We start from the raw sequence: 13,199 nt of genomic DNA, 5'->3' as shown, positions 1-13,199 counted from the left end.
GGAAGCAGACTACTTAGGAAAGGAGGGAGAGAAAGCCTGGAATCAGGGCCACGGCCACGCGAGGAGCCTGTTGGGTGCTTTGGGCGGCTAGGGCCAGGCTCACCTCGATGCCGGGCGTGTGTTGCACCTCCAGCGTCAGGCCGAACTCTTGCCCGATGAACCACCAGCGCCCATTCAGGTCCTGGGCCAGCCCGTGCACGGGTTGCCCCACCAGGCGCAGCACTGGCCCGGCCAACGCGTCGGTCGGGTCGGGCGCCGCGAAGTTGAGCTTCTGGCTCACCAGGGCGCCTTGCTGGGTGGTTTGGGCCTGCTGGGTGAGCTGGCCCGGCGTCCGGCCCGTGAGCAGCACGCCGCCGGCCACGGAGATGCCGAGCGTACTGACTTCGCTCAAGTCTGGGGTCGAGTAGAAGCACTCGACCCCAGGTTGAAACGGGAGCAGCACCAGTGCCCGGATGCCCAGCACGGCATAGATGCCGCGATTGACTACTAGGCCAGGAGCCGGGATGGTGCCGGTAGCCATCTAGTCGGCAGCTACCAATTGCGCCAGGGCGTTATAGGCCTCCAGCGTCAATTCTAGGGGACGGTCGTTTTCGGCACCTTCCACCGAAATGTCGTAGCCGTTCAAGTCACCGGAAGCGCCGCCCAGACCGCCATCATTCTTGGCGGCTCGCAGGCCGTTCTGGTGGCCAAACAGCCACGGCGTGCCCCGGCGGTCCTTCACTACGTAGCAATGGTCAGTCAAGTCCATTGCCTTGGCCGCGGCGTTCTTGGCCGTATCAGCACCCGCGAGTACCAGGCCCAGCGCCTGCTTTACGTAGGTAGAAGCGCCGAACTGCGTCGGGAAAGTGCCCGCTACCTTGTCTTTCTCGCATTCCAGCACCACAGGCTTTTCAGTTGCGGCAAACGTGATACCTGATACCTTGCCGGCGTTGAGCTCAACGGTGGCAGCGAGGCTGACGCCATTGGCCAAGAACGTAGCCCAGGCAATGACGTTGGCCTGGGCACCACCCTGGCTATAACCGGTTGTTTTACGGACGTTTCCAGTCAGTTTCATCAGGGCTATTTTTTAGCGGGTAGAACCTTCGTTACCTGCTCTTCGTCGCCGTCCACGCTCTCCAGAGCAGACTCTTCGTCGAAGTACACCCCCCGAGGAGTGACGAAGCCTTCTTTCAGGACGGGAAAGGATTTGAGCGCTGCTTTTACCTCCTTGATGCGCTCTTCTTTGAGGAGCTGAGCAAGAGATTTTTCTTTGGTTGCAGCGGCCGTCGTGGGCTGCTGTGGATTTTCGGTGTTGTCCACGTGCGTAGAGAAAAGTGGTACCCAAAACCGGCCTCCCGTGAGGTGAGGCCGGTTACGAGTGATTGGAAATGCTGGCGAAAGGGTGCTTAGGCGACCCGGATTACCTTCTGCTGCGGCACGAGCAACACGCTGTCGAGGGTGGCCACGGCCTTGATGAACTTCTCGTCGCCCATGGTGTTGACCTCGCCAATCTTCACCGACATGCTGTCGGCGAGCAGGTCGGTGGTGAGCGTGAAATCCCCATCCTCGTAGCCCCGGCCGGCTAAGAGCACGTTCTGGGGCACGGGTACGAACTCAATCGGGGTGCCCAGGTAGGCGTACTTCTCGCCATCGATGGTGAAGACGTCCCGGTACTGCTTGTTTTTGTTGGCCATGGCCAACAGCAGCTTGTGGCTGTGGGGCGCGTAGATAACCGGCTTGCCGTTAGCGCCGCCATCTTCCCACAAACCCGAAGCCACCTCGTGCAAGGCCAGCAGCACCTTGTCGTACTCGGCATCCATGTTGGCAATGGTGATAGCCGTACCGTCAACGAATACCACTTGGCCGAAATCCTGAATGAAGCGCGTCAGGATGCCGGATACCTTCTTTTTGGCGGTGGTAGGCGTAGCAGCGGCCAACGCCTTGAGCTTGGCGTTAGCGCCCGAAGTGGCAATAGCCGCCTTATCAGCAGCCGTAATGCCATTCCAGAACGTGCGCTCGAAGCCTAGGCCGATGCGCGGCACGTAGGTAGCCTCTACCAGGTCGGTGAACGACTTGCTGTCGGTGTTTTCAGCGCCTTTGGGCATGTCGGCACGGAAGCGCGACATGCGCAGCTTATCCATCGTGAAGGGCTCGAATACCATGATTTTCTCGGGCGTCGAATCGCGCTCCGAGAACTCCATCGAGTCCGAATAATTCTCTAAATCAGCTTCGCGGATTTTCTCCTCGTAGCCGTCCCACTCCGGGTTAGCGGTGGCGCGGCCAATGCTGGTTTTGCCTTTGATGTTGTCCAGCACCCGGACCAGGTTTTTCGACACCGTATTGCTGGCCTCCAGCACTTCGCTGATGATCGGGCCGGCTTCGATGCCTTCGTAGGTTTTTGCGGTGAATTCCACGGCAGTTGGTAAGTAAGAAAGTGAAGAAAAAAAGCCGGCCTATTTCAGGCCGTTGAGAGCTTTGAGCGATTCGAAGCGGGCTTGGCCACGCGTTTTAGGAGCGGTCTGCTCCGAGAGCTTTTCGGCGCCTTTGTCGCCGGCAAGCTTGAGGGGAGCGGCGGCAGGTTTGGCCTTCAGCTTCAACTCCGCCGCGGCTAGCTTGGCTTTGAGGTCAACAATGGTGGTATCCTTGGCACCTAGCGCTACCTCATGCGCATCGACCTGAGCCGAGAGGGTCTCCTGCGTCTCGTACCACCACTGGTCGGTGGTAACCTTGAACATCACCCCATCCGCCGTTTTGTACTTGCCGCTCTTGAGCAGCTGACCCGCCGCGTTATAGAGCTTTTTGGAAATTGGGTCGTGCTTGACGACTTCGCCCGTGTCGAGCGTAATTTCTGCCATGGTGATAGCCGCCGCCGTTTCAGTGGTATCGGTGGTGGTAGCTTCATCAGCGAGCTTGGCTGCCGCAACTGAGGTATCGATGGTGGTGGTCGTGCTCTCAGTGGAAGTGCTGGCGCCATCGGCTTCTGCCTCTACTTTCTTCCCCTCCTTCACGACCAGCTCACCACCGTCCTTCAGCTGATAGGTGCCATCAGCCACCTTTTCGCCCCGAGTGCCTTCGGCATCGACGCTAAAGACTTCGCCCGTTTCGTCGTCTACCTCCACGGAGGTATCATCATCGAGCACGAGCGTGGCCAGGCCGACGCTCAGTACTAATTCCTTCAGCTTGCTGAAGAATGCCGCCAGCTTATTGGCTGGTTTTGGGTTTTTAGACATCTGAATTTTAGAAAGTGTGGTATAGCCTAGCAGCCCCTCCATGGAGAAGCCTTTCACATTGCCCGTCTCGACTTCGTCGGTCCAGAGCGTGGCATCCGGCACCTTGTAGCTGGCCATCCACGTGCCGACGGGCAGCCCTTCGAAGCCCAGCTTCACGGCCTTGTCCTGCGCCTCGTCTTCGATAATCCACGATTCGACCACGTAATTGCCCTCCAGCGCCGTCTCGTGCTGAAGGTTGGTGGCCTGCGTGTTGTTCTGCTCGTGGAACCGGTCCCGCAACTGCTCGATGACTTGCGCGGAAAACGTGAGGTAGTAGACGCTCTTCTTGTCGTCGGCTAAGCGGGCGATTTCCAGGTCGGGAATCAGCACCGGGCCGGTCAGAATCTGCTTTTTGGCATCCGCCTTCAGCGCGACGGCGAGCGGCTTGTCGGCCGAAAGGGTCACGAAATTCACCCCGATGGCTGGGGTTTCGACAAACGAAACCAGGCTCACTCCCTGCTCGGGAGCGGCATCACTGATTTGGACTGCGTAGACGGTTTTCTTGGCCATGTGCCCTCATCACGGGCGCGGTCGGGATTTATCCCACCGCCGCCCGTGATAGGGGCATGGCAATAACGAAGAGCTACAAAATCGAAATTGACGGCCAACAGGCTTCTGCCACGGTCGGGCAAATCAAGAAGGAAGTCGAGCGGCTAGAGCTGGAGCTGGAGGGGCTGACCTTAGGAACGTTGGAAGCAGACAAAGTGCTGCTAGAGTTGGGCCGCGCAAAATCGGCTATCAACGATGTGGAGGAGGCCACCGACGCCGCCTTTGCCAAGAACAAGGCCGGCGCGTTCGTCGATGCGGCCAGCGGTATCGCCGGCGCGTTCGAAGTCGGCACGGTAGCCGCCACCAACTTTGGCTTGGTATCAAGCGAGTCAGCCGAGAAATACACCGCCAAGCTGACGGAAATGATTGCCGTAGTGGGTGGGCTGGAGCAAGTGCACAAGCTCACCACGTCGGAGGTGCGCTCGGCACTGGGAGGAGTACTCGGCAATATCAAGACCACTATTGCCGGTTACTTCGGCATGGGCACCGCGGCCCGCACGTCGGCAAGCGTAACGCGCACGGCCTTACTAAGCACCGGCCTGCTGGCTTTCATTGTGCTACTAGGTGTCGTCATCACCAACTGGGATAAAATCAGTGCGGCTGTTACGCGAAACAGCGCTGCTATTAAAGCGTTCGTCTCGCAAATACCGCTTATTGGTGACCTAGTGAAGGTGCTAGACCTGGTAGAGCAGAAGTTTGGTGGTATAAGCCAGCTCGTCTCCGGGTTAGGCAGTGCGCTGGTGGAATCCTTCAGCGTCGCCGGCGACGTGCTAGGCTCCTTGCTCAAAGGGGACGTGACTGGAGCGCTAGCTGAGGCCCGCAAAATAGGCACGCGTACGTCAGAGGCCTTCGACGCCGGCGTGCGAGAAAAGAATGCGCAGCTAGCAGAGGAAAGAGAGCGGGAAAGTGCTAAACAAAGGCAGGATAGTCTAAAAAGGTCTATAGCCGAGGCGGAGGCAGCCGGTAAAGACTCTTTTGAGCTTAAAAAAGCACAACTGCAAGACGAGATATTGCTATTGGATAAGTCCGCCACCGACTATCAGAAACTACTCGCGGACAAGCAGTCGGAAATCCGGGTGTTGACGGTTGGCCACAACAAAAAGCTAGCGGACGAAGGCGAAAAAGCCCGAAAAGAGGAGGCCGATAAGCAGAAAGCCGCCACCGAAAAGGCGCAACAAGAAGCCGAGAAACGTTATGCAGCACTCAGAAACGCCCAAAAAGAAGCGTCAGAGAAAGAAACGGCCGCCAATGACGAGGAGCGCAAGCGCCGGGTAGCGTTGGCCAGAGCGCTGGGTGGCACCGCACAGGCGGTTTTACGGGCGGAAATCGACGCCGCCAAGGATGCCCAGGTGGAGTTGATGCTCAATGGCAAGCGCTTTGGGTCGGAATACCTGGCTTTACAAGAGGAAATCCGTACCAAAGAGCAACAAATCGTTGATGCTAACCTAGCGGACCGCAAACGTGACTTCGACGAGCGAGCGGCGTTGCAGGCAAAAGAATTGCAGGACTTAAATGATGCTCAATTTGAGCGCATCAGTCGCCTTCAGCGGGGAGGTGCCAGTGAGCGGCAGCTCGATGAGCAACGATTGAAGGATTTGAAGGCACAGCGCATTACCCTCGAGCAACAGGGCGCTACGGCTAGTCGGGCCTACGTGGAGGTGCTCAACGCCATTTCTGATGCGGAGGCAAAGCTCAAGCCCAAGGCCTTGAGCGTAGGGGACCTGATCCTTACCCGCCTATTCGGGGTAGCGGAGGATAAGCTCGATGTGGTTAAGCAGAAAATTGCGGAGTCAGCACAGCTTGTTTCCGACTCGCTTAATATTCTTTCGGACCTGTATTTTACAGCGCAGCAGGAAAAGCTTGATGCACAGATTGAGGGATATAATAAGTCGCTCGATACGTTAAAGGAGCGAGGTCAGCAGATTGAAGAGGACTTAAAAACGGCTCAAAGCAACCGCGAAGCACTAGAGAAGGATGTTGATGCACAAAAAGGCGCTAGACGTGAGGCTACTATTGCCCGCATTGCGAAGGAGCGAGCTGAGGAGGCCCGTCTGGCTAGAGAAAAGGCCAAGAATGATGCAGCGGAGTTAAATGCTACCAAGCAGAAAGAAGCGGCCGAGAAGAAAAAGCAAGCACTTGAGAAACAGGGGCAAGTTCTGACGGAAGCGAGTATAGCAATAACCAATGCGGCAACCGCAGCAAGCGCCATTGGCGCCGCTATCGAAGCTGTAAAACAGGGAGCAAAATCACCTTGGCCAACAACACCCTTCGCGATTTTAGCTGCATTGGCGGCTGTCGCTGCGGCTGTTGCTTCAGCAAAGAAGCTTTCTGCTACGGTTAAAGGTGAGCAGGGAGGTGTACTCGAAGGTCCTTCCCATTCATTAGGTGGAATTCGCAGCAACTCATCCGCACGATTTGCAAACATTGAACTAGAAGGGGGAGAACAAGTCGTAAACCGTCGTGCTACTTCTAACAATCTCGATACGCTTGCCACCATCAATAAATACGGGGCAAGAGTGCAGTTTGTAGCAGTTCCAAAGCCGATGCTGCGAGCTGCTAACGGTGGGCAAATAACTGAAGCGGGCGGATTAGAGCAGGCCGGGGAAGGTTCTGGAATGATGTCTGTGCCAACAGCCCAATTCAATCAGATGGTCGGCTTATTAGCTCAGATTGCTGGGCACACCGCACAAACGGCTGGTTATGGTCCTCCTGTGCTCAGTGTAGGAGCTCAGCAAGCCCGCCAGATGTACAAACTAAGTAAACAAGAAGAGGCCGACGAAAACGGTGGCAAGCTTTTCGGTTAATGAAAAAGCCCGGTTTCTACCGGGCTTTTTCATTACCAATCCTTCTTTACAGTGCCCTCCAATTTTGCAGCCATTGCCTTTTCAAGAGAGGCTAATAGCGCCTTAATTCTTTCGTCGGCGTCTTCAAGCTCATGATTATTAAGCTTGTTTATTTTATGAGTAGCCCAAAACTCCAAGGGATTAGAGAACTCTTGGCCTTTACCACCCAAGCGAAACTTTTGTTCGATGTCTGTCAATTCATATTTGAATCGACCATCCTTGACATATACCGCTAGATTGAAATGATAATTATTACCCGACGAAAAAGCCTCCAGCGCCGGTTGAGTAATAATACCACTGCCAATTAAAGTGCCAGCGGTCCTGTCATCCATCCTTAACACACGGTTTGCATCGTTGAACGTTCTAGCAAACCATTCTCTTCCGCGGTTGTAAAGCTCGTCTTTCGACGCGCCAGCTACCGGCACTACAGCGGTGTAGACCACCTTGTGCGTGGTTGAGTCTTTGGGTAGCCGATCATAACCAGCATACTTCGTTTTCTGGGCCGTAGCGGAGCCCGCTAGAGCAAATAGTAATAAGGCGGACAGGTAGAATTTTTTCATGGGCGCAAGGATAGCAAAAAGTCTACCAATGCACATAATTATGGCAGAGGGTAGTTTTCTGGTAGTTACAAACCCATTAATAACTGGCAAAAAAAGACGGCCTGTTGTCTGCTCTAGCAGAAGGACGCATCTTTGGCCTATTGCACGGTAAGTCACCCAGCCGGCTTTGTCTGAAAAGACGAAGCCCCGGCTGCTAGGAACAGCCAGGGCTTCAGGAAGTGGGTGATTAGAGCACCCTTACTCCCGAACGAAGATGGGTAAACGTGCAAAAGAGAAACTAGCGGGCCAGGCCCGTTGGTTTCACATTTCCCTAGAGCTGTTCAAGGCGGCGCTAGGGGGAGCCATTCGAGCGGTGGTTAGCCACTGGCTCGGACACCCGTAGAGGTGGCGGCGGTCAGGACTTCGGTCTTGACCGCCGTTTGTGTTTTACAGACCGTCTGTCTTGTACAAGACAAACATACGTGTTTAACGAAAAAATATTTCGCAAGTATTCTAAATAATGCCTAAGTATTCTGAATAACGCCCAAATATTCTGAATAATGTTTCATTATCGGCAGTCCACCTTATGGACCCATTTGCTGGCACTGGAGGATTAGAACCACTCTTCCAAATAGAATTCGTCCGGCGTGTAGAACTCAACTCCTACGGCCGCCTCGCCCGTTGGTGCTGGCACCCCGCCGCCCTGCGCCGAGAGCACTACGCGGAGCAGCTCCAGCGCCGTCTCGCTTTCGCCTCCCACCACGAAGGAAGGAATCTTCGCCAGCCGGTACAGACTTCCGTGCACGAGCACCGGCACGGCCGGCGAAAGCCGGGCGTAGAGGCCCGGGCTAAGGAGCGCGTTGACGCGCAGCAAGTGGCCTCGTAGCAGCTGCTCAAAGAGCTGCGCATAGTAGCGCGCGTAAAGCCCCTGGCTACCGCCGAACCAGAGCGAGTCCGGAAACTCGGCTAGCCCGAAGCTGGTTTGCCCGCTTCCCCGAAACCGGAAGGGCAGTATCTGTTGCGCCACTGGCGCCACGCCGCGATACACCAGCAGCCGCGCCGTAAAGCCGTAGCTCCAGCTCACCTCGTTGCGTTTGGTAGCCAGCGCGTCGGCGGAGGCCAGGCAGGGCAGCGCCACCCGGTTGCCCAATCCGTCCCGATACGTGCGCAGCACCGTGGGTGCCCAGGGCAGGGTCAGCCGCTGCTCGTCCTGCTCGACCCCCACCGGCACCCGGTTGGGCTGGTAGGTGTAATCGGCAAAGCCTTGGCGGGCCGATAGCAGCGCGTCACTCTCATCCGGCTGCCAGCCCAGCACGATGCGCCGCGCCGGCAACGCCGGCCCGTAGTCGCCCGCCTCCGGATGGCAGACGTCCGACAAGTCCAGCGCCAAGGCCGGCGGCAGCTCGTAGCGCTCCCGCAGGTGAAAGGTGAGGGTGCGCGTGGTGGGGTCCGTGGTAAAGCGCAGATTATACGCCGTCACGAAACCTTTGAGAAAATCCCGCTGGCTCATGCCCGGTAAGAGCTTGGCCACGTCGAGCGTCAGGGGCCAGTCTTCGCGAGGATCTACTTGCACGCTCCACGCCGAATACTCCAGTCGAAAGTTTGCCGGCGGGCTGGGGTGGTGCACCACGGCCACCACGGTTTGGCTGGTTTCTAGAAACAGCCCGTTCAAGCTCAGTACGTCGGAATCGAGGCGGTAGCTGCCCGGAGCGGAGAGGGGGATGTACTGCAACACTTCGCCCTCGTCGATGCGCTGGCCTGCCTCCAGCCGCATCAGCCTCAATTCGCAGGGGCCACCCGTAAGAGCCGTAACCGTGAGCCCGGCTTGCAACCGATAGCCGCCGTCGAGCCGCACCGCGTACGCCGCCCGGCGCCCGTCAGTAAGCGGACCCGATTCGCCTACCTCGACTAAGCGCCACCGCGCCGCCGGGCTGTACAGGTCCTGCGGCTGCAACGCCCAAAAGCCAGCGCCACCGGTCGAGAGCGGAATCTGCCCCCCAAACTGGGCATCCCTGGTGAAGGCATTGAAGCCCAAGCCCGGCACGCCCCCCTCACAGCGCACCTTCAGCAGCTCGCCCCAGTTCCAGGGCATAGCCGAGCCGGTGAAGGGCATGCACAACTCGCGGACCTCTTCCTGCTCTAGAATTTCGCCCCGAATGCGCCAGCCCACGTCGGCAAATACTTGGCGCAGCGTGCGCACAAACGAGACGCTGGGCAAGTACTCATCTACCTCCAGGCCGCTGCCTACCTGATTGCTAGCTGGCACGTCCTGCTCTTGCCCGTTGAGAACAAACCCTTGCTCGTAGAAATTGCCGTAGGCCACAAACGGAAATTGTACGTCCGTAGCCGCGCAGCTTAAGGCCAGGCGCGCGTCGAAGCCGTGGCGTCCCTCGTAGACGAAGGGAGCAAAGTGTAAGTCGGCTAGCATCTTTGAGCCAATAGCCGTAAACACGTCTACCTCGTCACTGACCAGCTTGCCGATGTAGGCGCCCTTGATACTGGAGGGCTGCCAAACGCCCCTAAAAAACAGGTGCCCATTCACGTACAACCGGGCCACGTAGGGCACGAGCGGCGCGAACTTATCGAGGGTCTGCGCGTCGCGGTGGTGGGAGAAAATCAAATCGTTGGTCCGGGTGAAGGGCAGCTCCAGCGTGTACGAGCTTTCCCCGGCCCGGCTTTCGAGGCTGGCCACGTCGGTACCGGGCTTCTGCATGCGCAGAAGGCGCTCGACCCCTTCGGGCAAGTCCACTGCTTGGTCGTTGAGAAGCAGGCGAATATCTTCCATCTAGGCAGTGAGAACAGCAAACGGGGCGGCGGGCTCCACGTCGCAGGTAAGGGTGTAGCGGTTTTCGGGCGCGTTGTAGTCCGGGCTGAAGCTGGTGAGCACCACCGGCTCCTCTTGGCCGGTAACCGGATGAAAGAGCAGCACCACGGGCGAGCTGGCCAGCTCCTCACAGAGCCAGTCGAGGCCGGCGCGGGTGAGCAGGCCGCTGGTCAGCCTGCGGGCCAGCGTTAGGTTCACCCGGGCCACGGCCTGGTTACGGCCCTTCGCGTAGAGCTGGGCCTGCCGTTTCGGGGCGGGTTCCTCTACGCCCCGGAACCAGACGGTTTCGTAGGCCCCGCGCCGGCTCAGAAAAACCAGGTACGCGGCGGCGGGCTTGTGCTCGAGCACGTAGCTACCCAGCGCCGCACCGGCGACCGATACGGTAAGCGTAGTTCGCAGCGAGGCGTCGACCAGGGGGGTAAGCAGGCTGCTGAGCTCGATGGTTTCCACGCCGCCGCCGGCAACCCGGTTCAGCACTTGGGTGCTCGGCACGCCGGCATAGCTGAGCGTGCGGCGCTGCACCTGCACCGCCGCGCCAGCGGGGGCCAGCACGTAGAGCCGCTCGGCATACGTGGCCCGATCGGTGGGCAGCACGCCCCCCGGGCACGGAACCGATAGCACGAGGCTGCCCGCCAATGCCGGCACCGGCACCGCGCTTTCCAGGCCCCAGCGTCCCCCCGTATCGGCCACTACCAGCCGCTGGCGCACTTGCTCGTTTGCCGGAACATACACTTCCCCGTAGCGCACGAAGTACGCCACCAGCCGGTCGGTGCTGGTTTGCCGGCTGTGCCCGACGAGCGGCAACAGCGCCGGGGCCAGGTCGAACACGTAGCGGTTGCTGGCCTGGTAGAGCTGTTCGAGCCGCTCCACGAGATAGATCTGCGAAAGGTCGTTGTCGGGCTGGCCCCACACCGCGCCGGGGATAGCCCAGATTTCCACGTAGCAGCCCCACTCGGCTTTGGTTTGGGAGCGCAGCTCATCCACGCCGGGCGTCAGGTTCACGGTGAAGCCCGGGTCCGGGTTGGGGGCCGGCACGCGGAAGCTAACGACGGGCGTGAGCTGCGAGCCGCTGGCCAGGGCCACGAGCTGCACTTGGTCGGGTGCCGGCTGCGAGACGCGGTAGCGGGCCGTGAGCGTAACCGAGGAGGCCAGGGCCGTGGCCAGGGTAATGCCGGAGCTGAACTCGCCCGGGGCGGGATTGGTGGTTACGGCCGTAAAGGATTCCCCATTGATGGTCAGCACCGCGCCCTCTGTGAGCATCCCGACGGTGAGGAGCAGCCGCGCCGCCGCGGGCACTTGGCCGGTTGCGGCGGACTGGAGCGTAAAGAGCAGCGGCAAGCCGAGTGCGGCGAGGTGGGGTAGGGTGGAGGGAACCAGGCGCGGGTCGTACACGCAACTGCCGTCATCCTGCGTAGCGGCGGCGTTGTAATTGCTCGCCTCGGGGTCCATGCAGCCCCGCACCGGGCTGGGGTCAACCGGCGGATTGTAGCCGCACAGCGGGCTGTTGGCCTGCGTCAGGGTGGCCGTTTCGCCGCCTTGGCCGTTGGCCGTGATGCGGTAGCGATTGAAGCCTCCTACCTGCCCATTGGCATCTCGGCATTCGTCGCGAATAAAGGTGCCAGCCGCCGGATTGGCGGGCGGGACGTAGTTGCAATAAAGACTATTTGCCTCCGTGGACGTGGTAAAGGAGCCGTAGCCGCTGCCCGTAGGCCGCACATGATGATAAAGAGTGGCCGTGTACTGGGTGGGGGTGTCTGTTTCGCCACACGTGTTCCAAAAAATGTTGCCATCCGGCACATAAATATCCGCCGGCTTATTTTCCAATGCCGCACCTCGCCACGTGCCGCTCACTCCAACAATAGTGTCGCTCTCCGTATCAAAGCCATAGCCCACATAAGAGGCGCTCGGATTACCTGCACCATCCAGGCCCGTTGCACTATAAGTAGCTTTTAAGTGAATAATCATGCGGCTTTCTTAAATACCCGGTCGAGCTCTATCGTGGCCTCGTCGAGTAATTGGTTGTTTAAGTAGATGTCGAGCAGGTTCTGGCCTTCATCAAAAGCGGGCCTAAGGAAGTGCCGACCCCGGATGCCGTTCTTGTAAATGCTGGTTTGAATGGCATAGGCTAGCTGATTGGCCGAGATACGGCGCCCGGTGCTCTGGCTCCGGCGGGCCTGGAAACGGCCCTGGGCGGTGCGCCCAGGCTGTCCTATTTTCTTCTTGCGAATCCAGACCAGCAGCGCGTCGATCGGCACGGGCGTGGTGAACTTGGGGCGGCCCCGGTCGAGGTACTCCAGGTAGTCGAGGGCGTAGAGCTCCAGCGATGAATTCACGCTGAAGCCTTCGAAGCGGCCGGCGGCGTTGCGGCCCTGCGCCACGGTGGCCTTCAGGCTCTTGAGCAGCGCGGAGCTGCGCCTATCGAGCGGGTAGCGGCCACTCTCCAGCACGAAATAGATGTGCTGAATAATGGCTTCGCCTACGGCTTGCAGGGTTTCCCGAATGGTAGAAGTCATACCACCATCACGGGCGCGGCCGGGTGCTATCCCAACAAAACGCCCCCTCCCTGGTGAAGGAGCGGGCGAAGGCTCTAAGAGCGGGTGCCACGCCACACGGCGCCGGCAATCATGAGCAGCAGCACCAGGGCGAAGAGGGGCACGGCATAAGAGGGCAAGACCAGCATCAGCTGAAACGCCCCATCGCGTCGGCTTGGCGAATATGATCTTCCAGCAGGCCCTTGATTAGCACGGGTTGCGTGTCGCGTAGGGTGCAGAAAAAGTCGCCTTGCAGCCGCATGCTTTCGGGCTTGCTGTTGAGATAATCCCGCCAGGCACTCGGTAAATCGGCGTTCGGGATTTCCTCGATGGTGCCGGCGGCAAAGTTTAGGGCCGTACTCGCCGTTAAGCGAATGTAGAGCAGGGCCCCGTTGGCGGCGGGGTCCACGGCCGTGTTGTTGTCGGCCAGCAACGCAATGCGGCGCGTGATAAAATCGGGGGGCATTCGTTGGCCGTAGTCTCCATCCTCCGCCAAGGCATAGGGCGTAACCGCAACCCAGAGCTTGACGGTGCATTCTCCGCTTTCCGTTTGGCTTATTTCCAAACTCTCATAGCGGGCTTTCTGCCGGATAATGGTGTTTTCTACCACCCGATTCGATACGGGTAGCTCAATGACAGCAACGGGAGTGGACAGTAAAGGCATA

The 13,199-nt window shown here is 58.9% G+C and carries 12 protein-coding genes; 2 read left to right on the top strand and 10 right to left on the bottom strand.

Going from position 1 to position 13,199, the window contains the following annotated elements; translation table 11 throughout:
- Nucleotides 1-13: 13 nt before the first annotated feature.
- The 5 genes from ACFE7X_RS15940 to ACFE7X_RS15920 all read right to left on the bottom strand — a co-directional run bounded on the left by ACFE7X_RS15940 (nucleotide 14) and on the right by ACFE7X_RS15920 (nucleotide 3,758).
- Complete coding sequence (locus ACFE7X_RS15940; protein ID WP_375436676.1) at nucleotides 14-520, bottom strand: hypothetical protein; 507 nt, start codon at nucleotides 518-520, stop codon at nucleotides 14-16.
- Nucleotides 521-1,054 (bottom strand): hypothetical protein, encoded by a 534-nt coding sequence (locus tag ACFE7X_RS15935; protein WP_375436675.1) that lies wholly within the window; start codon nucleotides 1,052-1,054, stop codon nucleotides 521-523.
- Between the two features lie 5 nt (nucleotides 1,055-1,059).
- Nucleotides 1,060-1,299: a hypothetical protein gene (locus tag ACFE7X_RS15930; RefSeq protein ID WP_375436674.1), complete on the bottom strand. Its 240-nt coding sequence runs from the start codon at nucleotides 1,297-1,299 to the stop codon at nucleotides 1,060-1,062.
- Nucleotides 1,300-1,385: 86 nt separating this feature from the next.
- A complete protein-coding gene (locus ACFE7X_RS15925) occupies nucleotides 1,386-2,393 on the bottom strand; it encodes a hypothetical protein (RefSeq protein ID WP_375436673.1) in 1,008 nt (335 codons plus the stop codon).
- A gap of 39 nt (nucleotides 2,394-2,432) precedes the next feature.
- Entirely contained in the window at nucleotides 2,433-3,758 is a 1,326-nt protein-coding gene (locus ACFE7X_RS15920; RefSeq protein ID WP_375436672.1) for an XkdF-like putative serine protease domain-containing protein, read from the bottom strand.
- A 401-nt stretch (nucleotides 3,759-4,159) separates the two neighbouring features.
- Here ACFE7X_RS15920 and ACFE7X_RS15915 point away from each other — a divergent pair, with 401 nt between their 5' ends.
- A complete protein-coding gene (locus tag ACFE7X_RS15915) occupies nucleotides 4,160-6,601 on the top strand; it encodes a hypothetical protein (RefSeq protein ID WP_375436671.1) in 2,442 nt (813 codons plus the stop codon).
- A gap of 32 nt (nucleotides 6,602-6,633) precedes the next feature.
- On the opposite strand, the gene ACFE7X_RS15910 is transcribed toward ACFE7X_RS15915, so the two are convergent.
- On the bottom strand, nucleotides 6,634-7,200 hold the full coding sequence (locus tag ACFE7X_RS15910) for a DUF4468 domain-containing protein (protein ID WP_375436670.1): 567 nt from the start codon (nucleotides 7,198-7,200) through the stop codon (nucleotides 6,634-6,636).
- A gap of 253 nt (nucleotides 7,201-7,453) precedes the next feature.
- Between ACFE7X_RS15910 and ACFE7X_RS15905 the strand changes: the two genes are divergently transcribed.
- Nucleotides 7,454-7,582, top strand: coding sequence for a hypothetical protein (locus ACFE7X_RS15905; RefSeq protein ID WP_375436669.1), 129 nt, complete (start codon nucleotides 7,454-7,456; stop codon nucleotides 7,580-7,582).
- 210 nt (nucleotides 7,583-7,792) lie between these two features.
- Here ACFE7X_RS15905 and ACFE7X_RS15900 read toward each other — a convergent pair whose 3' ends face one another.
- The 4 genes from ACFE7X_RS15900 to ACFE7X_RS15885 form a co-directional block, all read right to left on the bottom strand.
- Nucleotides 7,793-9,964 carry a hypothetical protein gene (locus ACFE7X_RS15900; protein ID WP_375436668.1) on the bottom strand — a complete coding sequence of 724 codons (2,172 nt, stop codon included), beginning with the start codon at nucleotides 9,962-9,964 and terminating at the stop codon, nucleotides 7,793-7,795.
- Nucleotides 9,965-11,968, bottom strand: a complete 2,004-nt coding sequence (locus tag ACFE7X_RS15895) for a hypothetical protein (protein WP_375436667.1) — start codon at nucleotides 11,966-11,968, stop codon at nucleotides 9,965-9,967.
- Entirely contained in the window at nucleotides 11,965-12,516 is a 552-nt protein-coding gene (locus tag ACFE7X_RS15890; RefSeq protein ID WP_375436666.1) for a hypothetical protein, read from the bottom strand. Before ACFE7X_RS15890 ends, ACFE7X_RS15895 begins: the two co-directional genes overlap by 4 nt.
- 166 nt (nucleotides 12,517-12,682) lie before the next feature.
- On the bottom strand, nucleotides 12,683-13,198 hold the full coding sequence (locus tag ACFE7X_RS15885; protein WP_375436665.1) for a hypothetical protein: 516 nt from the start codon (nucleotides 13,196-13,198) through the stop codon (nucleotides 12,683-12,685).
- Nucleotide 13,199 lies beyond the last annotated feature (1 nt).

This window comes from uncultured Hymenobacter sp., assembly GCF_964242765.1.
In the GTDB taxonomy this organism is placed as follows: domain Bacteria; phylum Bacteroidota; class Bacteroidia; order Cytophagales; family Hymenobacteraceae; genus Hymenobacter.
Note: the sequence above shows the minus strand (reverse complement) of the source record. Positions and strands in the feature narration are given on the sequence as shown.

What these genes read in the sequence shown, in the direction of transcription:
- ACFE7X_RS15940 (WP_375436676.1), bottom strand. Translation starts at nt 520, where the DNA reads ATGGCTACCGGCACCATCCCGGCTCCTGGCCTAGTAGTCAATCGCGGC.
- ACFE7X_RS15935 (WP_375436675.1), bottom strand. Translation starts at nt 1,054, where the DNA reads ATGAAACTGACTGGAAACGTCCGTAAAACAACCGGTTATAGCCAGGGT.
- ACFE7X_RS15920 (WP_375436672.1), bottom strand. Translation starts at nt 3,758, where the DNA reads ATGGCCAAGAAAACCGTCTACGCAGTCCAAATCAGTGATGCCGCTCCC.
- ACFE7X_RS15915 (WP_375436671.1), top strand. Translation starts at nt 4,160, where the DNA reads ATGATTGCCGTAGTGGGTGGGCTGGAGCAAGTGCACAAGCTCACCACG.
- ACFE7X_RS15910 (WP_375436670.1), bottom strand. Translation starts at nt 7,200, where the DNA reads ATGAAAAAATTCTACCTGTCCGCCTTATTACTATTTGCTCTAGCGGGC.
- ACFE7X_RS15905 (WP_375436669.1), top strand. Translation starts at nt 7,454, where the DNA reads ATGGGTAAACGTGCAAAAGAGAAACTAGCGGGCCAGGCCCGTTGGTTT.
- ACFE7X_RS15900 (WP_375436668.1), bottom strand. Translation starts at nt 9,964, where the DNA reads ATGGAAGATATTCGCCTGCTTCTCAACGACCAAGCAGTGGACTTGCCC.
- ACFE7X_RS15895 (WP_375436667.1), bottom strand. Translation starts at nt 11,968, where the DNA reads ATGATTATTCACTTAAAAGCTACTTATAGTGCAACGGGCCTGGATGGT.
- ACFE7X_RS15890 (WP_375436666.1), bottom strand. Translation starts at nt 12,516, where the DNA reads ATGACTTCTACCATTCGGGAAACCCTGCAAGCCGTAGGCGAAGCCATT.
- ACFE7X_RS15885 (WP_375436665.1), bottom strand. Translation starts at nt 13,198, where the DNA reads ATGCCTTTACTGTCCACTCCCGTTGCTGTCATTGAGCTACCCGTATCG.